Genomic DNA, 24,215 nt, shown 5'->3' on the forward strand with positions numbered 1-24,215 from the left:
TTGACTATTGATACTAGTCAAGTCGTTTATCGATCTCCAATATAGCAGGCGAATTCCTGTTCGCTTTATGACCATGATCAAGTAATTAACATTACGGTCTGTAAAAAGGTTCGATAAATACCACTACTTAACGAATAAAAGACGCTCGTCAGCGGGGCATAACGCAACTATGCCCCGCTAATTAAGATGGAGTTGAACTATTGATGAAGGCGCTGCTGTAACGCTTTAAATTTTTCTACTGCACCAAGATCTTCAGAAGCGATTTCAGTCTTACTTTTCGACAACTCAGGAAATTGCTCCACTAAGCGCTGCTCAAGTGCTAAGGCTTCCTGTATTTGTTTCGAGTCAATCAAGGCCTGCAAACGTGTTAACGACGCCATCAGCACACCTTTATCATGTGGTGCAGCCGCTACGGCTACCTCATTCTGAGGCAATGCCCGTGCTATTTGCCGTAATGCTCGAGACTCGGCTTGCAGTTTTTCCTGCGCTAACATCTTAGCTTCAGCCCTTATCGCCTCCCTTTGGCTATTTTGTGTTGATTCATCCTCAACTTTGGCTTGACGCGCCATTTCGGCTTGCTGCGCAGCATTATCTAACTGTGCTTGAGCTGGCATGGGCGCACTCATAGTCAAAGCGGCAGGCGCGACTAACTCCTCCTCAAAATGGCCTCGGTTAAGGATCACTAAACCAACGACGAGCACTAAGGAGGCGGCACTCGATAATGCCCATGGGAAACGGCGCCAAATAGGCGTTGCAGCAGGCTTTAACTGGCTTACATTCATTTCAGCCAAATGGGCTTGTGATAGGCGCAATATATCTTGGTCGAGCCTCTCTGGCGGCATTTCCAGTGCTTGTTTGTGATACCAAGCCGAGACTTCCTGACGTAGTGCCTCTTCTTCCGATGACAGAGTGGAATTACTCATGGCCAACCTCCTGCCATTTAGCATTGACACAATCTTTTAAGCTTTGATACGCATAGCGAATGCGGCTCTTGGTCGCCTCGAGTGTCACCCCAGCAATATCGCTGATCACAGCGGCTGTAAAGCCCATTTCGATATTGAGAATAAAGGCTTCTTTCTGCACTTGGGGTAACAGGGCAATACAGGTTTTCAGCAACAGGCTCTTTTGCGTTTCCTGCCAATGCACATCGGGCTGCTCATGCTCCGCCCCCACAAAAGTATCTAGCCCTTCCTCGTTATCATGGCTGACTAAGTCGACGGGCTTAACCGCCCTGACATGGTCAATCAACAGATTATGGGCAATCCGATAGAGCCAAGTATTAAACTTAGCGCTCGGCTCATAGTTTGCGGCGGCACGGATCACCCGTCCCCAGGTTTCTTGATATAAATCTTCGGCTAACTGTTTGTCACCGAGTTGGCGTACAAAGTAACGGTACAAAGCGCCTTTGTGTTTAAGATAAAGCTGCTCAAACGCTTTGCCATCGCCCTTGGCATAGCGCAGCATTAACTGTTCATCGGTATGCTCATGGGCATGCATTTGCGGTATCGCCAGGGCCATGGCAGCTCCCTAATGGTTAACTAACTGAAACATAATAATTTAACTCATTGCTGATGCGGTTTATCCTCGGGCGGGAAAGGTTTATCTCCGGCATCAAAGGATTTTTTGATTGGCGCTCGCTGTGTTTGTGCGAGTGCCGCAGCTGTATCGACAAGTTGCATAAATTCATGTCGATAGCCGCTGGTATCTTCCCCCAGCGCAGAACGTGTGAGCGCACTAAGCTTATTATAATCAAATTGATGCAAATAGTGGCTTTGATTCAGCAACTGTCCTAATCCTGCCACCGCAGCGGCAAAACGAAAATCATCACTCGCCTGCGCTAATGATTTTACCCTTTGGTCTGCTCGAATCGGATAACTCAGTAACTGGCTTTGAGCCTCATCCGGTAGCTGATAACGTAATTTAAGATAGGCGATTTCGTCGCGGCTATATTTTTCATTACCCGTTTTGGGATTATAGCCATAGCGAAGTTTATCATTGGCCAAATTGCCCGCATCCACATAACGCAACTCGTAAAGCGCCGTGACTGTATGCCCAGCGCCAATTTCGCCCGCATCCACCTTATCGTTATTAAAATCCTCCCGCGCGAGGGCGCGGTTCTCATAGCCAATCAAACGATACTCGGCCACAAGAGCGGGATTAAACTCGACCTGCACTTTCACTTCTTTCGCTATGGTGAGTAAGGTTGCACTTAACTGTTCCACCAGCACTTTTCTCGCCTCATTGATAGAATCGATATAGGCGTATTGCCCATTGCCCTTATCGGCTAATTGCTCCATCAAATGGTCATTGTAGTCGCCCATGCCAAAGCCGAGTGTCGTGAGCCCTATGCCCTGTTGTTTCTGCATGCTAACTAAATCGATTAACTCATCGAGGTTGGTCGTGCCGACATTAAAGTCACCGTCGGTCGCGAGAATGACTCGATTGATGCCGCCTTCAACAAAGTGCTTTTTCGCCAGCTGATAGGCGAGCTGAATCCCCTGCGCCCCATTGGTTGAACCACCCGCACTGAGTTGCTCTAACGCATAGTTAAGGGTTTGGGTATCGTTACCTGCTGCGCCATCTAACACTACGCCAGCGGCGCCGGCGTAGACGACAATCGATACCTTATCCTGAGCATCCAATTGCTGAGTCAGCATTTTCAAAGCAGTTTGCAGCAAAGGTAATTTATCGGGCGATGCCATCGACCCTGACACATCCAGCAGAAACACTAAGTTACTGGCACCCAGTTCAGCCTTACTCTGCTCATATCCCTTCAAACCGATGCGAAGTAACATCATGTCATCGTTATAGGGTGATGGCGCAAGCTCAGTCGTGACACTAAAGGGCGCATCATTTTTTCCTGGCAGTGGATCGTCATAGGAAAAATAATTCAGCATTTCCTCAACCCGCAGCGTGTCCTTCGCTGGTAATCGCCCCTCCTTCAACATTCGTCTTAAGGTCGTGTAACTACCGGTATCGACATCGATAGCAAAGGTGGAAACTGGGATTTCCCCCGCAACCATGATGCCGTTTTGCACTTGCTTCTCGAAGCGATTTCGATCGGGTGGCACAGCCCCCGGCCAATCGCGGTTTAACGCGGGTGCCGCACTGATAGTCGCAGCAGGTTGCGCAATATAGGCTCGACTCTCAGCACTCATTGTCCGCAGTTTTGCTGACGAGGCTTGTCCATGCATGACGATTGCGGCATCTCTTTGTCTATTGGCCTGACGCTCCGCCCTTTCATCAAGCTCTGCACTTTGTTTAAGCGCCGCCTGTTGCTCGGCGGCAAGTTTTGCTTGAGCGGCTAATTCAGCAGGGTTTTGCTGTTCTGCAGTTTTATCACTACAAGCACTCAATCCAAGTAATACGGCGAGTGTTAATCCCGAAACAACAAAGCTAAAATGCGTTTTGTGGCGAAAAACTAAAAATGGATATCGCATAATAATGACCTAATCAAAGTGTTCTCAATGGTGGATATCCCTATAAACGCAGCCCCGGCACAAAAGGGTTATTTGGAGAGAGAAATTGTCACATCCGCTTTACCAAGCACAGTATTTATTAAAAACAAAGACATTTAACTGTCTTTTGCAGCTATGATCACACAAGGACATTTTTCTGGACTCTAAAATAGAGCCTTGTAACAAGCCGCGTTTATGGACCCACACGTGTCACACTCTGCTCATTTGTTTTCATTAAGAATTGCCCATGCCCTTAGCGAGGCGTGCGTAAAAGATAAGTATTCGGTTAAACGTTTTGGACAAGATCTGCTGGCGGGACTGACCGTCGGGATTATTGCCATTCCGCTCGCAATGGCACTGGCCATTGCCAGCGGTGTCGCTCCACAATATGGCCTATACACCGCCATTGTCGGTGGTTTTATCATTGCGATGACGGGCGGCTCCCGTTATAGCGTGTCAGGACCAACGGCCGCCTTCGTCGTATTGCTCTATCCCATCGCCCAGCAATTTGGTTTGGCGGGGCTGCTCATTGCGACTGTGATGTCAGGCATGATGTTAGTCGCCATGGCGATGTTAAGACTGGGTCGATTGATCCTCTACATTCCAGAATCCGTCACCTTAGGCTTTACTGCAGGGATTGGGGTTGTGATTGCAACCTTGCAGCTAAAAGACTTCTTTGGCCTGCATATAGAGCACATGCCGGAGCAATATTTTGCCAAAATCATGGCTTTAGGCCAGGCATTACCCAGCCTTCACTTGCCGAGCTTGTTAGTCGCCGCGGCCACCTTAGCCACTATGCTACTCTGGCCTAAATTGAAGATCCCAGTACCTGCCCATCTGCCCGCAATCGCCTTAGGCAGTATTCTTGCCCTAGTGTTAAATGCCATGGGCGCCGATATTGAAACCATAGGGACACGCTTTCATTATCAATTAAGTGATGGCAGTGTCGGCACAGGTATTCCAGCTGTCCTCCCACACTTTGAATGGCCTTGGTTACAAACAGGCGCAAACGGTCAAGCCTTTGAATTTAATCTGGCCACTTTTCAAGCCTTACTGCCCGCAGCCTTTGCGATTGCCATGTTAGGTGCGATTGAATCGCTGCTGTGTGCCGTAGTGCTTGATGGCATGACAGGAAAACGCCACAGCGCAAACAGTGAGCTTCTCGGCCAAGGTATAGGTAACATCATTACCCCATTTTTTGGCGGTATCCCAGCAACGGCGGCCATCGCCCGCAGCGCGGCAAACGTTAAGGCGGGTGCCCAGAGTCCGATAGCATCGATGACCCACGCCATAGTGGTCTTGGTTGGGTTAGTCGCGCTCGCGGGAGTATTAGCCTATTTACCCATGTCGGCCATGGCAGCATTACTACTGGTAGTGGCATGGAATATGAGTGAAGCCCCCAAAGCGGTGCATTTACTGAAAACGGCGCCCACCAGCGATATTTTGGTGTTTCTAACCTGTTTTTCTCTCACAGTCATTTTCGACATGGTGATCGCCATCAGCGTGGGGATTATCTTAGCCGCGCTACTGTTTATGAAAGAAATTGCTGAGATGACCAAGCTCTATGATATCAGCACCAATAAGCGCTATGTCGATCAACCCCTACCCGCTGACTGGGCGGTGATAAAAATTAACGGCCCATTGTTTTTTGCCGCGGCCGATCGAATTTTTGCCGAGATAGCGAGCCTTACTCAAGACAAACAAGTCATCGTCCTTTATTTAGATGGGGTATCCATCCTCGATGCGGGTGGTCTTGCGGCGCTCAATAAACTCATCGATAAATGTAAACTAAACCACACTAAGCTGATCATTGCCGATTTGCAGTTCCAGCCCATTCGCACCCTAGCGAGAGCTAAAGTGCAGCCGATTGAAGGCGTACTGAAGTTTTATCCCACCCTGCGTGAAGCCTTGGCTGAAGCGCCTGTGCATGAACAGATTGTCGAATCAAGTACGACTGCCACTTATAAAGCCTCAAGTTAACCCTTCTTATACCTGTCCCCTGAAACCTTTAACGGTCTCAGGGGATTTAAGCCCATTCGGCGAACACTTTATCCACGCTAAAAGCGCTATTTTTACGCGCAAAAAACGTCAGAAATCAGGCTTTACATGCTATTATTCTGCGCCATGATGCTCCCGGCTCTGATAGGGGTTGCGGACATCGACTGTACCCAGACCTGATACAAGGTCAAAATATAATTAAAATTAGTGAGTTAAGGAGTTATCATGCAAGCCCTTGTTGCTGTTGTTATGGGTTCTAAGAGTGATTGGCCCACAATGGAAGCCGCCGCTGAGATCATGGATAAACTGCAAGTGCCTTACCATGTTGAAGTCGTATCTGCCCATAGAACGCCAGATAAACTGATGGAGTTTGCAGCCGGAGCCGCTGACCGTGGTTTTAAAATTATTATCGGTGGTGCGGGCGGTGCTGCTCACTTACCCGGTATGATTGCCTCAAAAACTCGCTTACCCGTATTAGGTGTACCAGTACAAAGTAAAGCGCTGTCGGGTATGGATAGCTTACTGTCTATCGTACAGATGCCAAAAGGCATTGCCGTAGGCACTCTGGCCATCGGAACCGCAGGTGCCTTTAACGCCGGTCTACTCGCCTGCCAAATCTTAGCCAATAACGATGCCGAACTTGCCGCACGTTTAGAAGCCTTTAGGGAAGAACAAACGCGCGCAGTGCTGGACAATCCCGATCCGAGGGAAGCCTAATGACTCAAGTAAGCGCAAAACCTAAGGTTTGGGTATTAGGTAATGGCCAACTTGGCGCCATGCTGACCCACGCAGGCGAGCCACTAGCTATTGATGTTCGCGCCGTTGATATCATGACGCCAACCGATGAAGTCCTGCCGCTAGCGCCTCAGGATATCATCACCGCCGAACGCGAGCAGTGGCCCGAATCCGCCTTAAGCTTACAACTCAGCACCCATCCGCATTTTGTTAACGGCCCAGTCTTTAGCCGTTTGGCCGATCGTTACAGCCAAAAAAGCTTACTCGATCAGATCCAAGTCCCAACCGCACCTTGGACACTTGTCGATGATAAAACCGACGTCGAAAATCTATATCAAGATTTTGGCCCGCGAGTGCTAATGAAGCGCCGCACAGGTGGTTACGACGGTAAGGGTCAACATTGGCTAAAACAAGCCGAAGCGGGAGAGATACCCCAAGATTGGCGTAACTTGGCCATTGCCGAACAAGCAATCAACTTCGATGAAGAAGTATCCTTAGTCGGCGTACGTACCCGTGAAGGTCAATGCGTGTTTTACCCATTAACACTCAACCTGCACCAAGACGGCATTTTGATGGCCTCAATTTCGCCACTGACTCGCCTGAATCACCTGCAAGCCCAAGCGGAAGGCATGCTCAGCGCCATTATGCATGAGCTGGAATATGTCGGCGTGATGGCGATGGAATGCTTCCGTGTTGGCGATAAGCTGCTGGTTAATGAGTTAGCCCCGCGGGTGCACAACTCAGGCCATTGGACCCAAGCAGGCACCCATATGGATCAATTCCAACTGCATTTAAGAGCCCTGTGCAGTATTGCGATTCCGCAGCCACAGGTGAACTTTCAATGCGTGATGGTCAATTTGATTGGTATTGAAAACGATCCCCGCTGGCTAACCCTGCCTAATGCCGAACTGTACTGGTACAACAAAGAGGTTCGTCCTGGCCGTAAAGTCGGGCATTTAAACCTTTCGGTGCCTAATACTGCCGTGTTAAAAGACAGCATTAGCGCGCTGCAAACTTGGATGCCAAGCCAATACCAAGCGCCACTCGCGTGGATTTTAGCTGAGTTCGCTAAAGCCTAACCGAGCCGCAGACCACTGATAAGGGAGCAAATTTGTTCCCTTATCAGTCATTTTTTTATCTTCGTTATATACTTATCCATACTCAGCGTGAATGAGTTAGTGATGTAGTGATTAAAGATGACTAACCGGAGCACGAATAAAGGAACTGCCGAGTGAAATTAAGGGATAATTTTAAACGTAAAACCATAGACCGCTTGGACTATCGCTATCATCTATTGCTGCTGATAGTGCCAATAGTCTTATTCGTCTTACTGTTTGTGTTTAATGCTCCCACCGAAGGCTGGACTATCCTGCCGCTGCTGTTTGTCTGTCTTATCTATGTGATTGCCTACAGCCTTATTTATTATCTTCACCAGGGTCGCTTAACCCGTCTATGGCAACACTTAGAGCAAGTCGTGAGCATTAACGACGCCATTTACGAACTTGCCCATCTATCGAGCCAGTATAAAAATGAACATGCGTTTCTCGATGCGCTGCTGAATAAAGCCGTTTGCATCATTAACGGAGCCGAAATGGGTAGCATCATCAAAGTCAACGAAGAGACCCATAAACTGCACTTCGAATCCGTAGTTGGGCTCGACCTTAACATGCTCAAGCAATTGAATTTTTCCCTCGAGCAATCCTTCGAGTATCGACTCACTAAGGGCAAATGCGACCGTGTGGTGGTAGTGGATGATATGAAGAATATCAATTCGGGCAGCACGCTCACCGGCGAAGAGCAGCACATCTTGCTCAACGCGGCCAAACAACCAATACGCTCTACGCTCTCAAGCCCAATACGCATCGATGGCAAACTCTATGGCATGCTTAATCTCGACAGCAGCAGTGTTGGCGCCTTTAGTGATTACGACCGCAATCTCGTCTCTATTCTCACCCATGAGGCCAGCAATGCAATTGCCCTGTACCAGAAGTCATTGCAAATCACTAAACTCGCCAACTTCGATAACTTAACCGGACTCTATAACCGTAAAAACTTCGAAGATGCCCTGCAACATTGGCAGCCTAAAGCGCACCTAGGCAGCTTTTTGGTGATTATCGATATGGATAATCTCAAGACCATTAATGACCAACAAGGGCACCAAGTCGGTGATTTAGCCATCAAACAAGTAGCCAAGACTATTCTCGGCTTTTGGCAGAATAAAGGCATTATCTCGCGCTTCGGAGGGGATGAGTTTGTCGCCCTCTGCCATGGTCCATTAGAGCTGCTTGAAAGTGATTTGGATGCTATGCGCGTCAAGTTACACCAAGAGTCATCCTTAAATCTTAACTTCAGCGTGGGCATAGCCGCATACAACAATAATTGGGCTCAGTCATTTAAACTAGCAGACCAAGCCATGTATGAGCAAAAACGCAGTAAGAAGAAAGCGATAAAAGCACTCGAAGCGATTGCGGCCAATAACCAATTGGCGCAGTAGTGGCATCAGGAGCTTATCAACCATAAGCTCCTAAACGCATGAATGTTACTAGCCGAAGAATAAGCGCCATAGCCAAGAAGAATCTAAATCCTCCTGACAGGTTTTATATTGAGCCGCATAGCGCTTAGCCCTGTCATCCACCTTAGCCGCAACTTTAATTAGCCACGCCTTAGACTTATATGTCCCACGGCGATAGCCTCCCCACCCTTCGTGATAGTTGAGGTATTGCGCCCTCGCATCCCACTTGGAAACGCCATTGATCTTATTAGTCTTGTAAATAAACCAGCCCATAAAATCCATGGCATCATCAAAATTACTCCGCGAAGACCAACTGTTTCCCGTCTCGCGAACATAATCATCCCAGGTCATGGTTTTGGCCTGCGCATAGCCATAGGCATCACTGGCTCGCCCGATGGGAATAAACCCTAAGAAATACTCCATGGGCGGCGCTGCATTATGCTTGAAGGAGCTTTCTTGATACATCATCGCCAGCGGCACATGCACAGGCACGCCCCATTTATCACGGGTGTCCTTAGCGGCTTCATACCATGAACGATGCTCTTGAAAAATATCGCAAAGGTTATCGGGAGATTTAGGTGGAGAAGTGGCGCAACCAGAGAGTAACCCAATGGATGCACATAGCAGAGTTGTCGAAAGCCATTTCATTCAGCGCTTGTTCTCCCAATAAATAAAACCGGCCCATCATCGCACAGTCATAGTGTGAGGCAAAGCGCCAATCCTGTTTTTGGCGCTAAGATCACCTTAGCGCCTATTCTCAGACCAAACTCATTAACAGAAATCACAATCCATTGTTAAATCGGACTATTTTGTTTCAGGGCTGAGATCAAACTGGCATTCATGGTTTTCTTGCTGCCACACACCAGGCTCCCAATAGTTGCTATCCTTGCCCATATAGCGCTTATCCGTGTGGAATAAAGCGCCAATATGGTAACGCTGATGCCCTTCCACCATTAACTTGAAGGTTTTAGGAGTACGCGCACTAAGGGAAACCCCAAGGGAAGGATCATCAATCAGCTCGGCGACCGTGAACTCATATTCCCCCGGCGCCAATTGATAGTTAGGTTTCGACACCACAGGCTTACCATTAAGATGGGTCACCACTACGCGATACCAATGGGTGCTGGCATCGGGCTGTAAATACCCAGACACAGTGCCGCAACTTAAGTTATCCTCAGGCGAAGATGCACAGCCAGGTAGCAGTGCAGCAACCCCGACAAGGCTGGCGATAAGTGTGAGTCTGCGCCCTGTAAAATAGTGACTCATTAGGATGATGTCCCGAAATAGTCCGTCAGATAATCATCAAAGGATACCGCACTTTGCGCCGCTTCGATGTCCGCTTGCTTGTTAAGCGATGCTTGCGCCTCGGCTTGATAATCGCTGACAACCTCAGAGGATAAAGGATAATCCATAAAGTATTGGTGATATTGCTGAGCCAATGACATCACCCACTGCCCATGATCTTGCCCCTTGGTTACCAATTGCTGAAGCACTTGGCCCGACAAGGTTTTTTGTGGGTCATTTACTGCTTCACGCCAATGGGCTAAGGCCGCTTGGTAGTCCTGCTTATCGCCATCGAGTAACTTGGCCAATGAATCCAAATGCTCAAACAGATCCAAAAGCCACGTTTGCAGTGAGCGTGTACCGGTCTCGGTTAATAACTCAAGTCCTGGCTTACGGCCTTCAAGCACAACAGACTTTAAGTTAGCACTTAAACGTGCTTCCTCTGCGGCATCTGATTTAGGAGAATCAGTTAATAAGCAATAGAGTAAGAACAAGTCGAGGAAACGCACTTGGTTCTCTTCAATCCCAATCGGGCTGAAGGGGTTCACATCTAATGCACGCACCTCAATATACTCAACCCCTGCACGTGCAAGGGCTTCGGAGGGCTTCTCACCACTTTTGGTGACGCGCTTAGCGCGGATAGGCGAGTAAAATTCGTTTTCAATTTGCAGCACATTGGCATTGAGCTGGCGATATTCACCATCCACCTTCACGCCGATATTGGCAAAGTTGGCCGATGGCATCTTAATCGCGGCTCTCACCCCAGCCAGATACTCGGGCAGGGAGTTATAGCTAATGTTAAGATCTTCCTGCTCTTTATTGGTGTAACCCAGATCGCTCATCCGCAGCGAAGTCGCATAGGGTAGATACAGGGTGCCGCGACCCGATTTTTCAAAGCGTAAATCGGTCTTCTGCCCTTTGATAAAGGAGCTGCACAGCGCAGGCGATGCCCCAAACAGATAAGGTAATACCCATACTAAACGGCGGTAATTGCGAATAAGGCCAAAGTAAGATTCGGAGATAAAATCCTCGAAGCTCACGCTTTTATCACTCAACTCATAGAGGCTTTGCCACAGCTCCTGCGAAACCGAAAAGTTAAAATGCACCCCAGAGATAATCTGCATCAGGGCGCCGTAACGGTAAGTTAAACCTTTGCGATACAAGGTTTTCATCTTACCCGTGTTCGAAGTGCCATAACGGGCGATCGGGATATTGTGTTCATCCTTCACGTAACAAGGCATACTCACGGGCCACAAGCGCTGACCATGCAAATGACGCACGCTAAAGGCATGGGTCTCGGTCAAGCCTTGCAATAGCGGCTCAACCTGATTATTCACCGGAGTGATAAATTCAAGCAGTGCCTCACTATAATCTGTCGTAATGCGCGAATGCGTTAATGCCGAGCCAAGCTCTACTGGATGACCATCTAACGCAAGGTAACCTGACTCGTCGATACGCAGCGCTTCACGCTCAATTCCACGTAACATGCCAAGGAGTGCGGCACGCCCTTGAGCGTCCGAGAAATGTTGTACTAATTCATTGAATGGCTTCAATTTGCGCTTCTCTGATTGGTGATTCGCTATCGCGACAAGGTTAACAGTCAGACCTTTATTTTGAGGCTTATCTTTCAAAATACGCCTCAAAATAAATCTAAACCTGTCCATTGGACAAGCCTAATTACATTCTTCTGCGATAAAACGCAGACGGTGACAGCTAATGCTGTCACCGCCTTGCTCGTTAACACTTTAGACTGCAGCGAGGTTGTGCTGCGCAATTAGCTTGTCTGCAATTTATATTGGGTCGAAAAGCTAATTTACAATACTAAAGTTTCAATTGGATAGCCTAAAGTTGCTAAATCTGCTTCAATTTTAGCCTTATCTCCGACGATTAAGATGATCATTTTCGAGATATCTAGCTCGGAAGCCGCGAGGGCATTGAGTTCATCTTTTGTTACAGTATTTATAATTTTGTCCTGCTCGGTAGTAAAATCTTGGCTCAGCTGGTAACGCTGGATCATCCGCATAAAGCCAGCCTTCTGATAAGGCGTCTCATAATCCAATGCTTGCCCTTGGGAAACCGAGCTGCGCATAAAGCCTAGCTCAGTATCTGTCATCCCATTCTGCTGATAGGCTTTGATTTCTTTGATAAATTCATTTACAGCCTTGGCCGTCACATCGGTACGCACATCACTTGAGGCCACAAAGTCACCGACTTCCACGCCACCGGTAAATGAGCTGCGAGCCCCATAGGTATAGCCCTTATCCTCACGTAGGTTAAGATTAATTCGGCTATTAAAGGCGCCACCAAGCGGATAGTTCATTAGGTAAGATTTAAAATAATTACCTGTTGCATCATAGGGTAAGGCACGTTTCGCAATGTTAATCACCGACTGAGCAGCGCCCGGTTTATCGATCAGATAGATAGTCCCGCCCTTCAGAGCAGGGAATGACTTGAGTGGCGGCAATGTACTCGCCTCCCCTTGCCATTGACTCAATCCCGCGAGCTTAGGTAGTAATGCACTTTCAGGCAGATTCGCTACCGTAATGATTTTAGCGTTTGCCCCACGGTACTGCTCGGCGTAAAACGCCTTCACATCCGCAAGAGTCAGCGCAGCAACGGAATCTAAGGTTCCCGCATCACTCACGCCTTGAGCGTTATTCTTACCATAGAGCAAGCTATACAGCGCAGAGTTGGCGACATAGCCAGGGTCTGACTGCATATGCTGAATTTGCTGCAATTGTTGCTGCTTCACCCGCGCAAAGTCGGCCTCGTTAAACGCAGGCTGGAACAGCTTTTCTTCCAATATGGCTAAGGTTTCATCCAAGTGCTCGGTAAGCGCCGATACCTTAATTGTGCTTTGGGTTTCGGAGGCACTAAAGTCCACCGTACTGCCGAGCATCTCAAGCGCCTGCGACAACTGCTCGGTTGAGCGCTTTTGCGTCGACTCATTCAGCATCTCGGCAGTCAAGCTTGCTAGACCCGCCTTTTCAACGGGCACTAATCTGTGTCCGCCGTTAAGATAAATCACTAATTCCACCGTCGGGGTTTCGCTGCTTTGAGTGCCCATCACTTCGATGCCATTAGCTAACTTAGTGGTCCAAATCGTCGGGACTTTAAGCACGGGCGCCGCGCCAGAAGCTGGCATTTTTGAGCGGTCGAAACTTGACACCAACTTAGCAGTGGGTAAATCGCCCTCTACAGCCGTATCTGCCACAGGCAAGGTTTGAGGGGTAAAGTTATCCGGATGAGCGACTAACGCCGTCATTCCCTGTGGCACCACACTCATCACCACCATGGGCTTGTCTTTGATGTACTTTTTAAATACCCGCATCACATCATCTTTAGTGACGTTAGCGTAACGAGCAAGGTCGGAAGCAATCTTATTCGGCTCACCAAACATGGTTTGATTCAAGGCAAGCATAGATACTTTGCCTTTTACACTCTGCAGGCCAAAAATGGTATCGGCCTCAAACTGTACTTTCACTTTTTGCAGGTCATCGTCGGTGACGCCGCGCTGCTCAAACTCATTAATCGAGTCGAGAATACGCTGCTCAAGCTCGGCTAAGGTTGCGCCCTTTTGCGGATTGGCTAAGGCATAAATCGACATCTGACAGGCTAACTCTTGGCAGGGTTGGCTCACGCTTGCCTGCACGGCATAACCGTCCTTCACAAGGTTTTTGTAAACGAGTGAGGTCTTACCGCCACCGAGAATATTAGCTAATAAGTCCAGCGCAGCTTCATCGGGATGGCTGGCATACACAGTCGGAAAGCCTATACGGATCAGCGGCAGATGCACGTTATCTTCCATCGAGATATAGCGCGTCTTATCGAGCGTAACTAAGGTCTTAGGCTCAGGTTGAACCTCGGGGCCACGGGGGATTTCGCCAAAGTATTTGTTTACCCAGGCTAAGGCTTGCAGCTCATCAAAATCGCCGCCAATCGTTAACGTGGCGTTATTCGGGCCGTACCAGCGCTGGAAAAAGTGTTTCACATCATCCACTGTGGCGCGGTTAAGATCCTCTGGCCAGCCGATCACAGGCCAAGAATAGGGATGACCGACCGGGAACATCGCCTGATTAAAGCGCTCGCTCATGCGGCCATAGGGTTGATTATCAATGCGTTGAGCACGCTCGTTTTTCACTGTCTCGCGCTGCACTTCAAACTTCTCGCTGGTCAGCGCCGGCAACAAAAAGCCCATACGGTCAGACTCGAGCCACAACATTTTTTCGAGCTGGTTGCTAGGGACTGTCTCAAAGTAGTTGGTTCTGTCGGTATTGGTAGAACCGTTCAGCGTGCCTCCCGCCTCGGTCACCACCTCAAAATGTTGCTCGTCGGCAACGTGCTCTGAACCTTGGAACATCATATGTTCGAATAAATGGGCGAACCCAGAGCGACCAGCGAGTTCACGGGCTGAGCCGACGTGATAAGTCACATCGACATGCACTAAGGGATCGGAATGATCTTGATGCAAAATAACCGTTAGACCATTGGCAAGCTGATATTTTTTAAAGGGAATACCGACTTCAGAGTCCTTCAGTTGCACATTTTCAATTAACTTTATGCCCGCGGGTAATTGAGTTGAGGTTTGGGTGGCACAACCTGCGAGTGCGGCGGAGATCGCGATCGCTAATATCCATTTTTTCAAGGTATTCCCCTTATACATCAATAGGCTAAAAAATTAGCCCCTGTAGAATGCTCGGTATCAATAATGAGTTCTGACTCTTTAATCCCTACAAAGTTCCAAGTAATACAAGGACTTCCTTTGTAGCCTTATCATCCTTTAACCGAACAACACATTTAAAAACTAGCTAAACCAATGCAATGTCGCGGCCGCCACGATAAGGTAACGCAGGGTTTTGCCGATCAAAATCATCACTAATGCGGGGAACGCCCTAAGCTTTAACCACCCCGCCAATAAACATAATAGATCGCCAATCACTGGCGCCCACGACAACAATAACGACCAAACACCGTAACGCTCAATAAGGGCTAAGGCTTTGGCATGCTTTCCCTCACTTAGCGCCTCGGGGGACTTTGCAAACCGGCCGATGCGCCCTAGATAAAAACTCGTCATCGCCCCTAAGGTATTACCCACACTGGCCACCACCACTAATGCGACCCAAGCTTGCGGCGCTTTATTCAGCAACGCAATCAGTAAAACTTCTGATCCTCCCGGTAACAAGGTGGCGGCTAAAAAAGCCCCAGAAAACATCATACTTAATTCAGACATAAAAGCTTACTCTATGAAATTACAGCTCTTTCACGCTCACAAACAGAGAACTACCACAGCGTTAAAAGGATGTAGCGACTAACCATTTCACAACAAACTCATTTATCACAATAAGTTATAAGAAAATCGGTTTGTTATAACCCTATCTCAGCCGATACAATGCCTTTAATGGCAAAAAATGTCCTGTACCTGACTCGTCGCTTGGTATAAGTTCATTCACTTCAAGTGGATACTCATACTAGCATCTCAGGTCCATGGGCTTGTAATGATATATTTTTGGAAAACGCATGATCCCTCAAACCATTAGCCGCATTCCTTTTTGGCAAAAAGTCCTCGCTGGCTTTATTTTAGGTGCGCTCGTTGGCGTACTGTTAGGCGAAACCGCTACCGTGCTTAAACCCCTTGGTGATTTGTTTATCAGCGCCATTAAGATGCTGGTTGCGCCACTGGTCTTTTGTGCGATTGTGGTCAGTATCACCTCGCTCGGCTCTCAAACGAGTCTCAAACGCTTGAGTCTTAAGACCTTAGGCATGTTCATGCTGACAGGCACTATCGCCTCTCTGATAGGTTTGGCTGTTGGCTCGCTTATCGATATGGGCGGCACAATGCAACTGGCCACCACAGAAGTGCGTGAGCGCAATATTCCAGGGTTTGCACAGGTGCTGCTCGATATGATCCCAGTGAATCCCTTTGCCTCACTGGCGGATGGAAAAGTGCTTCAGATCATTGTATTTGCCGCATTAGTCGGGATCGCCATCAACAAAGTTGGCGAGAAAGCCGAACCACTAAAACGCACCATCGAAGCGGGTGCAGAAGTCATGTTTCAACTGACACGCATGGTGCTTAAACTAACCCCTATCGGCGTGTTTGGTTTAATGGCTTGGGTAGTCGGTGAATATGGTTTATCTACCCTATTACCTCTAGGTAAGTTTATCGCCGCTATCTATATTGCCGCTCTTATCCATATGATTTTTGTGTATGGTGGCTTTGTAAAATTAGCAGGATTAAGCCCAATACAATTTTTCCGTAAAGCGATGCCCGCTCAGTTAGTGGCTTTTAGTACCTCTTCTAGCTTCGGCACTCTGCCCGCCAGCACTAGAGCGGTTGAAACCATGGGTGTTTCAAAGCGTTATAGCGCCTTCGTTATGCCACTCGGCGCCACTATGAACATGGATGGCTGTGGTGGTATTTACCCTGCGATTGCTGCGATTTTTATCGCTCAAATTTACGCTATTCCACTCGACACCTTAGATTATGTGATGATTGCCGTTACAGCCACAGTGGCCTCCGTCGGTACCGCTGGCGTGCCAGGCAGCGCCATGGTGATGTTAACAGTGACCTTAGGCGTGATTGGTTTGCCCCTAGAAGGTATCGCCTTTATTGCCGCAATCGACCGTATTATCGATATGATCCGCACCGCGACCAACGTAACAGGCGATATGATGACCGCCGTAGTAATTGGCAAATCTGAAAATGAACTTGATGTAGAACAGTTTAATGCCAAAGATACGGAGGCGACATTAGCCTAATACCTAGGATTGCATCACTGTATACAAAAAAACCACCTTAACTAAGGTGGTTTTTTTAGCCCTTTTAAAAGCCATGCATACTATTACTCACCCTAAACCAGCCAGCAATACTGTTGCGCTGGGCTAAGGTTTTACTCACCTCATGGGGGAAGCGCTCGCTTAAGAAAATCACAAAGTGGCCCATTTTAGGCGCGATGCGTTCAATCTCATTATCGGCTTCATCGTAAATAATCAGCTCGCCGCAATCTGCTGGTGTCCAATCGGGATTTAAGAAAAACACTGTGGTTAAGATACGGTTTTGACTGCCTTTTAGCGCGTCCACATGCTTCTTATAAAAAGCGCCGGGTTGATACACAGCATAATGGCTTTCGTAGTCGAATAATCCCATAAATAATCGACGATTTAGGCCATCCTTTAACTGCGTCATCAAGTCTAAATATAGGCTATCTGGCTCGCTCAGCTCCTCAAGCCACTGGATCCTATCACGGCGAATATCGGGGTTGAGTTGCTGCTCTGCACCACGTCCAATCGAGGCCGCTTTGAGCTCATGTATTTCTGTTGCTTGGATTTTTTCCAATAATACTTGGCTAATGGGGTGAGGAATTAACTCGGGTAAAAAGATATAGCCTTTGTCTACCAAGGCGTCAGCGATCACATCCAGCACTGCTTCACTTAATTGCGAAACCATTAATGCTACATCCAATAATAAGAGGCTACGCTTTAGCTGTACTCAAGGGCTCAAAGGAGGGGGAAACTGAGCCTGATTTTCGAGGGGCGTCGATACGGGATAAAGAAGTTATCCCACAGTCAAATTTGGCGCGATTTTAGAGTAAAGATTATCGAAAAACAATAGCGTAAAAAAGGCTTGATAGGTTGCCCTACCAAGCCTTTGGCCTTTTTACAATGAATCGTTTAATCGACTAAACCACGGCGCTTTAATAAGGCATCGGTCGTGGGTTTTTGACCGGTAAAGTGGATGTAATCCTGCATCAGATCTTCGCTGTTGCCTTTAGACAATACCGCATCGCGGAACTTATCGCCGTTTTCGGCTTTTAAACCACCATGTTGGCCCATATAGGCAAAGGCATCGGCGGCAAACACTTCCGTCCATAGGTAAGCGTAATAACCGGCAGAATAACCACCGGAGAAGGCATGGCTAAAATAGCTCGACTTATAACGCGGTGGAATTGGCGCGAAATCGAGGCCGTGTTTGGCTAACACTTGATGCTCAAACTGTTCCACGTCCTTGATTTGGGTGTCGGCACCAATCGAGTGCCATTCCATATCCAGTAATGCAGCCGCTAAATACTCAACAGTATCAAAACCTTGACCAAATTTATTCGAGGCTAAGATTTTATCGAGTAGGGCTTTAGGAATAGGCTCACCGGTTTGATAGTGCTTGGCGTAATTGGCAATGACTACGGGGTCAATGTTCCAATCTTCGTTAACTTGAGACGGAAACTCCACAAAGTCGCGCGCAGTAGAGGTGCCCGCCACACTTGGGTATTTCACCTTGGAGAATAAACCATGCACCGCATGACCAAATTCGTGGAACATAGTGGTCACTTCATCGAAGGTCATCAAGGTTGGACCGTCAGCAGGTTTTGGGATATTCAGGGCGTTATACACGACCGGTTTAGTACCGAGTAGGCCGCTCTGAGTGACAAACTCATCCATCCACGCGCCGCCGCCCTTACCTTCACGGGCATAAGGATCAAGGTAGAACAGGCCAATTGAGCTGTTGTCTTTATCGAAAACCTCAAAGGCGAGCACATCGCTATGCCATACTGGTAAATCGGTGCGCGGTTTAACGCTGATGCCATAGAGTTTGTGCATCGCGAAGAACAAGCCATCCTTCAGCACAGAATTGAATTCAAAATAAGGTTTGATGCTGCTCTCATCCAGGGCGTACTTTTGTTGACGCACTTTCTCGGCGTAATAAGCCCAATCCCAAGGTTGTAATTCAAAATTACCGCCAGCTTTTTTGATTTCAGCTTGGATATCCGCCGCATCGGCTTTAGCGTGAGCCAACGCCTTAGGCGCCAAATCATCTAAAATTTCATACACGGCAGTTGGCGTTTTAGCCATTTGATCCGCCACCGCATAGGCAGCCCAAGTATCAAAACCGAGTAAATTGGCTTTCTTGGCACGCAGCTGCGCCATCTTAACTATTAAAGGGCCATTGCTGGCAACGGCGCGGTGAGCCGAGGTTTCCCAGACTTTTTGGCGCAGTTCGCGGTTATTTAAACTGGCTAAAATAGGCTGACGCGTCGTGTTCACTAAGGTGATCAGGTAACCCGTTTTACCCGCCGCCTGTGCTGCGGCCGCTAAGGTGGCGATTTCGCTGTCAGATAGACCGTCCAGTTGTGCCTTATCGGTCACAACAATCACATCGTCTTTAAATGACTTTAAGCTGTTTTGGGAAAACTCAGTCGCAAGGGTCGCTAACTCAGCGTTAAAGTCGCGCATTTTGGCTTTATCTGCATCGGATAATTTAGCCCCTGCACGTACAAACTGCTCGTAATAAAACTCGACCAAGTGCTTATCTTCGGCATTTAACCCAGCACGTTGCTGATATACGGTTTCGACACGGGCAAATAAACTTGGGTCTAAGTAAATGTTATCGCGGTGAGCCGATAGCTTAGGCGCTAAATCCGCCTCGTTTTTTTGAAAATCATCGTCGGAGATTAACCCCGCCAGATTGAAGAAGGTGCGTGACACTCGAGTTAACAACTCACCCGAGGTTTCCATGGCTAAAATCGTATTCTCGAAGGTTGGCGCCTGTTTATTAGCAATAATGGCGGCAATTTCAGCCTCATGTTCTTTTATACCCTGCGCAAACGCGGGGGCATAATCCGAACTCTTGATCAGATTAAACTGCGGAGCTTGATCTTGCAGTGGACTCTTACTTAATAACACATTGGTCGCATCAGCTTGAGTCGATACAGCGGCTTGTGTCGCAACCGCATTGGCGGCCTCGGTATTTGCTGCCGGTTTTTCTGAGCAAGCGCCCAATAACAATGCCGCGGCCACGGCAGTAGTAATAACAGACTTACGCATAGGTACTCCCTAGAGTGTTACTGCCCTGTCTTTATAGTTTTAAGTGAAAGGTGCAAGTAACGGATTTTGGCTTCTCTTCCAACTAATGCTTCTTCGAGGCACAGTCGTCGACGCACAACCTTAGCAAGTTAAGCGAGCTTCGGCCAAGTTTTCAAAGCCAAGATTTGAGGGGAATTTGTATCTCTTTATGTGTGATAGAAGTCAAATTACGCTAGCGAACAAGCTTTGCAGGCTTTTTTTCGATTGGAGCAAACTCCCAGCACAGCGAACAATAAAATATCTTATAAAAATAATCTAAATTAAAATAAAAGCTTAGAAAAAAACACCTAACCTAAAGTGTTAAATGTCGCCTGATATCCTTCTAATTAGATGCAAAGCATAAGTCATAAATTCAACAAATATTAATTTTTATTAACAGAAAGCGGTTAACAATAAATTAACCTTAAATAGGGGAAGCTTCAGCACGAAATTGGTTCACAAATTAATCAATCAAGCTAATTGTCACAATTTTAAGCAAGCTTTATCCAATTAATGTCACATTCAGATCATCAAATGTCTTTATAATTCCCCTCTGTTAACTAAGTGGCGCAGAAACTTAACCGTTCTATCGTCATCAATTAACAGGATGATGGGCATGTTCTTAAAAGAACATGTATTGGGGTCAAATAAATATAAATAGAGAAAACGATGTTAAATAAAAAACTACTCGCGGTGATGATCACTGCCGCCCTAGGCGTGAGCGCCTGCGGCTCGGATGATGAGCCAATCGTTCAAGCGGATTTACGTGTGTTAGAAACCACGGATCTGCACACCAATATCATGGATTTCAACTACTACAGCGGTAAAGAAGACCCAACTATCGGTCTGGCACGTACCGCAAGCCTGATCCATGCCGCCCGTAAAGAGGCCAAAAACAGTGTACTCGTAGATAACGGCGACCTGCTTCAAGGTAGCCCTATGGGTGACTATATGGCTAAAGTCGGCCTACAAATGGGCGATGTTCACCCCGCCTATAAAGCGATGAATCTATTAGATTACGAAGTAGGTAACATCGGTAACCACGAATTTAACTATGGTTTAGATTTTTTAAATAAATCACTTCATGGTGCAGAATTCCCTTATATTAACGCCAACGTCTATTGCGCAGACGATAATGGCTGCTGGAATGATGTGAAAAAAGGTGAACATTTATTCACCCCATATATCATTAAAGAAAAACAAATCGTAGATAGCGAAGGAAATAACCAAACCATTAAGATTGGTTATATTGGTTTTGTGCCACCACAAATCTTATTGTGGGATAAACAAAATCTTACAGGCAAAGTAACGGTTGAAGATATTGTTGCGACTGCCAAGAAATATGTGCCTGAAATGAAAGCGAAAGGCGCTGATTTGATTATCGCAATCCCCCATTCTGGTATTGGTTCGACCGAAAATCCTGGCGATCCTATGGCAGAGAACGCAACCTATGCATTGACCTATGTCGACGGTATTAATGCCATTCTCTTTGGTCACAGCCACTCCATTTTCCCCGATGCTAAATACGCCGACTTACCTAACACAGACGTGACTAAGGGTCTGTTAAATGGTGTACCAGCCGTTATGCCTGGCCGCTGGGGTGACAACTTAGGTGTGGTCGACTTTAAACTAGAGCGTAAAGACGGTAAGTGGTCAGTACTCAGTGCCACCACTAAGGCACGTCCTATCTATGATGGCGCAACCAAAACACCATTAGTCGTAGCTGACGCCGCCATCCATGATGCTGTCGCCGCCGAGCACCAAGGGACACTCGCCTTCGTGGATGAGCCAATTGGGGTTGCTGCCGCCGATATGTATAGCTTCTTGACCTTAGTGCAGGACGATCCAACCGTACAAATCGTTTCTGACGCGCAAATTGCCAACGTCAAAGCCAAACTCCCCGAGGCATTAAAAGATCTGCCCGTCTTATCGGCTTCTGCGCCATTCAAAGCCGGTGGTCGCCACGGTACAACCAGTGATGCAGACCAATACGTACAAGTGGATAAAGGCGCATTGACCTTTAAAAACGCCGCCGATCTTTACCTCTACCCCAACACTATGGTGGCGGTCAAAGCGACGGGGGCTGAACTGAAAGATTGGCTGGAGTGTTCGGCTAACCAATTCAATCAAATCGATCCTAGCAAGACCACGCCGCAGGAGTTAATCAACTGGGATGGTCACCCAACCTATAACTTCGACGTGCTCGATGGCTTGACCTACAAGATAGATGTGACTCAACCAAGCAAGTTCGACCGCGACTGCGCCGTTGTCAATGCCAATGCTAACCGTATCGTCGATTTAAGCTACACAGATGCCAGCGGTAAAGTCTTTACTGGCGATGAGTTTGCGGCCAAAGAATTTATCGTAGCCTCAAATAACTATCGCGCCTTTGGTGGCAAGTTCGCCGGTACCGGCAGTGATCATGTGGTACTCGAACTGCCAGATACTAACCGTGAAGCCTTAGCGGCCTATATCACGGCGCAATCTCAGTTCAACGAAACCACAGGCAAGTATGATGGCATGGTCAACCCAAGTGCTGACTACAACTGGGATTTCAAAACCATCAGCACAAATGTTGCGTTAGATATTCGCTTCCAGACCCAAGATAGCGATAAAGCCGCTACCTTTATCGAAGCAAATAAACAACGCGAAATGACCAAGATTAGTAAAGATGAACTCGGTTTCGCCGTGTACCGCATCAACCTAAGCCAAGATAAAGCGAAGTAATTTGCTTTATTGCGCTTAGGTTAAGCCAAGGTCAGGCATAACGTTGTCTCGTACTTAAGCAAGAAAAGGCTCCCAGTGAGCCTTTTCTTTATTCTATATCGCAGCCAAATATCGATGATATATATCGTGCTTTGGGCGCGCCTTTTGATGATCAACTTAGCTCTCCACTTTGTGTTAACGTCCATCTCACTTATCATTAGTGCGTGATATCAACCAAGAGAAAGCCTATGAAATCCCCTGCTATCCTGTGCGCATCCGCCATACTGATTGCCAGTCTGCAACCCGTTTGTGCCGAAGTTCTCCTGCAGTTGCCAAGTGATGTCGAGCTGTTAACCGTGAATGGACAAAAGCCATTAAGCACCTCGCCAGTCACGCTGAGTGATGGCTTGAACCAAATCGCGTTTCGCTACAATGCCCAGTATCGCAAACAGGCTAATTCGGTACGCTATCAATCGGACGTACTAATCATCCGCTTTAATGAAACCGACCAAGCATTACAGCTCAAATTACCTAATATCGACTCGGCTAAAGCCGCAAAGCAGTTCGATGAGTCCCCCTCACTTACGCTTTTAGATAAGCACAATCAAGCGATTAGCTTTGAGCAAGACAGATTAGTGAAAAACGGGCTTCAGATAGGCAGAAACTTCGAGCAGGAAATCTTTCAATACAATCAAGGCCAACATCCCGCTTCGATAACGCTTGCCGCAGTGCAAAGCCAGCCTCAAATATCAGCGACAACGAGAGCACCAACTCTGCCAGCCTCCAGTGCAGCGCCATCAACAGCCGTAACCGCCAGTGCTGCCGCATCAACAGCTGCAGTAACACAAGACGCAACTCCAAACTCGCCGACTCAAGCCGAAATCAGTCATATGCTGGATTATTGGTATCACCTCGCCGATGACACCACCAAAGCAAAATTCAGGGCCAAAATTAACGGGCAATAAGCGTTTTACGATATAGCGAAATAGCGAAATAGCGAAATAGCGAAATAGCGAAATAGTAAACCAACACAGATAGAGCAGCCTAGGTTGCTCTTTTTATTGGCCTCATTGCGCTGTAAATACGCAGTATTTAGCCATAATTGAACACGAAGAAGCTTGTCTTCGTAGCTGGTGGGGCGACCAGCATGGATGGTGGAAGTGTCAATATTGGAGGAACATTTATTGACCGACATCGAGGTAGCTTTTCGCGGAGCGTATAAACACAAAAGCCCTAGCGGTTTAGGCTAGGGCTTTTGTGTTTATTTAGGCGCTTGGCGATGACCTACTCTCACATGGGGAGACCCCACACTACCATCGGCGCGATTGCGTTTCACTTCTGAGTTCGGGATGGGATCAGGTGGGACCACAATGCTATTGTCACCAAGCAAAAAATTGTCTGGAACAATTTTTAACGCGCTTTAGCGCGGCCCGTTAGGGTCAACTACAGGGAGGTAGTTGATAAATTCTTATTCCAGTAAATTCGGAAAGCTTCTTTGAGTTGCACTTCTTAAGTGTTTGTATTCAAGCTAAGTGCTTGTAAAACCCATCTGGGTTGTATGGTTAAGCCTCTCGAGTCATTAGTATCAGTTAGCTCAACGCCTCACAACGCTTACACACCTGACCTATCAACGTCCTAGTCTCGAACGGCTCTTTAGTGGACTTAAAGTCCAAGGGATGACTCAT

Annotated in this window: 17 protein-coding genes and 1 rRNA gene; 7 read left to right on the forward strand and 11 right to left on the reverse strand. The window is 47.5% G+C overall.

What is annotated here, in order from left to right:
- Positions 1-197 precede the first annotated feature (197 nt).
- Genes EYR25_RS18970 through EYR25_RS18980 form a run of 3 tightly spaced genes read right to left on the reverse strand, consistent with a single transcriptional unit; the run spans position 198 to position 3,440 of the window.
- A complete protein-coding gene (locus EYR25_RS18970; protein WP_133182193.1) occupies positions 198-923 on the reverse strand; it encodes a hypothetical protein in 726 nt (241 codons plus the stop codon).
- A complete protein-coding gene (locus tag EYR25_RS18975) occupies positions 916-1,518 on the reverse strand; it encodes a sigma-70 family RNA polymerase sigma factor (protein ID WP_109285564.1) in 603 nt (200 codons plus the stop codon). The genes EYR25_RS18970 and EYR25_RS18975 overlap by 8 nt, the downstream gene beginning before the upstream one ends.
- 44 nt (positions 1,519-1,562) lie before the next feature.
- On the reverse strand, positions 1,563-3,440 hold the full coding sequence (locus EYR25_RS18980; protein WP_133182195.1) for a vWA domain-containing protein: 1,878 nt from the start codon (positions 3,438-3,440) through the stop codon (positions 1,563-1,565).
- Positions 3,441-3,665: 225 nt separating this feature from the next.
- Between EYR25_RS18980 and dauA the strand changes: the two genes are divergently transcribed.
- The 4 genes from dauA (at position 3,666) to EYR25_RS19000 (ending at position 8,685) form a co-directional block, all read left to right on the forward strand.
- Positions 3,666-5,438, forward strand: coding sequence for a C4-dicarboxylic acid transporter DauA (gene dauA / locus EYR25_RS18985; protein WP_165953526.1), 1,773 nt, complete (start codon positions 3,666-3,668; stop codon positions 5,436-5,438).
- A gap of 243 nt (positions 5,439-5,681) precedes the next feature.
- Complete coding sequence (gene purE / locus EYR25_RS18990) at positions 5,682-6,173, forward strand: 5-(carboxyamino)imidazole ribonucleotide mutase (RefSeq protein ID WP_011626975.1); 492 nt, start codon at positions 5,682-5,684, stop codon at positions 6,171-6,173.
- Positions 6,173-7,270, forward strand: a complete 1,098-nt coding sequence (purK, locus tag EYR25_RS18995; RefSeq protein WP_133182198.1) for a 5-(carboxyamino)imidazole ribonucleotide synthase — start codon at positions 6,173-6,175, stop codon at positions 7,268-7,270. Before purE ends, purK begins: the two co-directional genes overlap by 1 nt.
- A 152-nt stretch (positions 7,271-7,422) precedes the next feature.
- The gene (locus EYR25_RS19000) at positions 7,423-8,685 is read left to right on the forward strand and encodes a sensor domain-containing diguanylate cyclase (protein ID WP_133182200.1); all 1,263 of its coding nucleotides are present in this window, start codon (positions 7,423-7,425) and stop codon (positions 8,683-8,685) included.
- Positions 8,686-8,733: 48 nt separating this feature from the next.
- On the opposite strand, the gene EYR25_RS19005 is transcribed toward EYR25_RS19000, so the two are convergent.
- From EYR25_RS19005 to EYR25_RS19025, 5 genes are all read right to left on the reverse strand, one after another.
- Positions 8,734-9,351 (reverse strand): transglycosylase SLT domain-containing protein, encoded by a 618-nt coding sequence (locus EYR25_RS19005; protein WP_023267638.1) that lies wholly within the window; start codon positions 9,349-9,351, stop codon positions 8,734-8,736.
- A 156-nt stretch (positions 9,352-9,507) separates the two neighbouring features.
- Positions 9,508-9,969, reverse strand: a complete 462-nt coding sequence (locus EYR25_RS19010; protein WP_133182202.1) for a hypothetical protein — start codon at positions 9,967-9,969, stop codon at positions 9,508-9,510.
- Positions 9,969-11,618, reverse strand: coding sequence for a glutamate--cysteine ligase (gene gshA / locus EYR25_RS19015; RefSeq protein WP_133182204.1), 1,650 nt, complete (start codon positions 11,616-11,618; stop codon positions 9,969-9,971). Before gshA ends, EYR25_RS19010 begins: the two co-directional genes overlap by 1 nt.
- A 182-nt stretch (positions 11,619-11,800) precedes the next feature.
- Positions 11,801-14,650, reverse strand: a complete 2,850-nt coding sequence (locus tag EYR25_RS19020) for a M16 family metallopeptidase (RefSeq protein WP_133182206.1) — start codon at positions 14,648-14,650, stop codon at positions 11,801-11,803.
- A 141-nt stretch (positions 14,651-14,791) separates the two neighbouring features.
- The gene (locus tag EYR25_RS19025; RefSeq protein ID WP_133182208.1) at positions 14,792-15,217 is read right to left on the reverse strand and encodes a YqaA family protein; all 426 of its coding nucleotides are present in this window, start codon (positions 15,215-15,217) and stop codon (positions 14,792-14,794) included.
- Between the two features lie 287 nt (positions 15,218-15,504).
- On the opposite strand from EYR25_RS19025, the gene EYR25_RS19030 reads away from it, so the two are divergent.
- Positions 15,505-16,746, forward strand: a complete 1,242-nt coding sequence (locus tag EYR25_RS19030) for a dicarboxylate/amino acid:cation symporter (RefSeq protein ID WP_133182210.1) — start codon at positions 15,505-15,507, stop codon at positions 16,744-16,746.
- Positions 16,747-16,810: 64 nt separating this feature from the next.
- Here EYR25_RS19030 and EYR25_RS19035 read toward each other — a convergent pair whose 3' ends face one another.
- Complete coding sequence (locus EYR25_RS19035) at positions 16,811-17,434, reverse strand: 2OG-Fe(II) oxygenase (protein ID WP_133182212.1); 624 nt, start codon at positions 17,432-17,434, stop codon at positions 16,811-16,813.
- Positions 17,435-17,658: 224 nt separating this feature from the next.
- Complete coding sequence (locus EYR25_RS19040; RefSeq protein ID WP_133182214.1) at positions 17,659-19,806, reverse strand: M3 family metallopeptidase; 2,148 nt, start codon at positions 19,804-19,806, stop codon at positions 17,659-17,661.
- A gap of 687 nt (positions 19,807-20,493) precedes the next feature.
- Between EYR25_RS19040 and EYR25_RS19045 the strand changes: the two genes are divergently transcribed.
- Together EYR25_RS19045 and EYR25_RS19050 are read left to right on the forward strand one after the other, a co-directional pair.
- A complete protein-coding gene (locus EYR25_RS19045) occupies positions 20,494-22,551 on the forward strand; it encodes a bifunctional 2',3'-cyclic-nucleotide 2'-phosphodiesterase/3'-nucleotidase (RefSeq protein ID WP_133182216.1) in 2,058 nt (685 codons plus the stop codon).
- Between the two features lie 227 nt (positions 22,552-22,778).
- Positions 22,779-23,495 carry a DUF2057 domain-containing protein gene (locus EYR25_RS19050; RefSeq protein ID WP_133182218.1) on the forward strand — a complete coding sequence of 239 codons (717 nt, stop codon included), beginning with the start codon at positions 22,779-22,781 and terminating at the stop codon, positions 23,493-23,495.
- Positions 23,496-23,801: 306 nt separating this feature from the next.
- Here EYR25_RS19050 and rrf read toward each other — a convergent pair.
- Positions 23,802-23,917 (reverse strand): 5S ribosomal RNA (rrf, locus tag EYR25_RS19055).
- Between the last annotated feature and the right edge of the window lie 298 nt (positions 23,918-24,215).

It is taken from the genome of Shewanella decolorationis (assembly GCF_004354305.1).
GTDB classification, from domain to species: Bacteria; Pseudomonadota; Gammaproteobacteria; order Enterobacterales; family Shewanellaceae; genus Shewanella; species Shewanella decolorationis.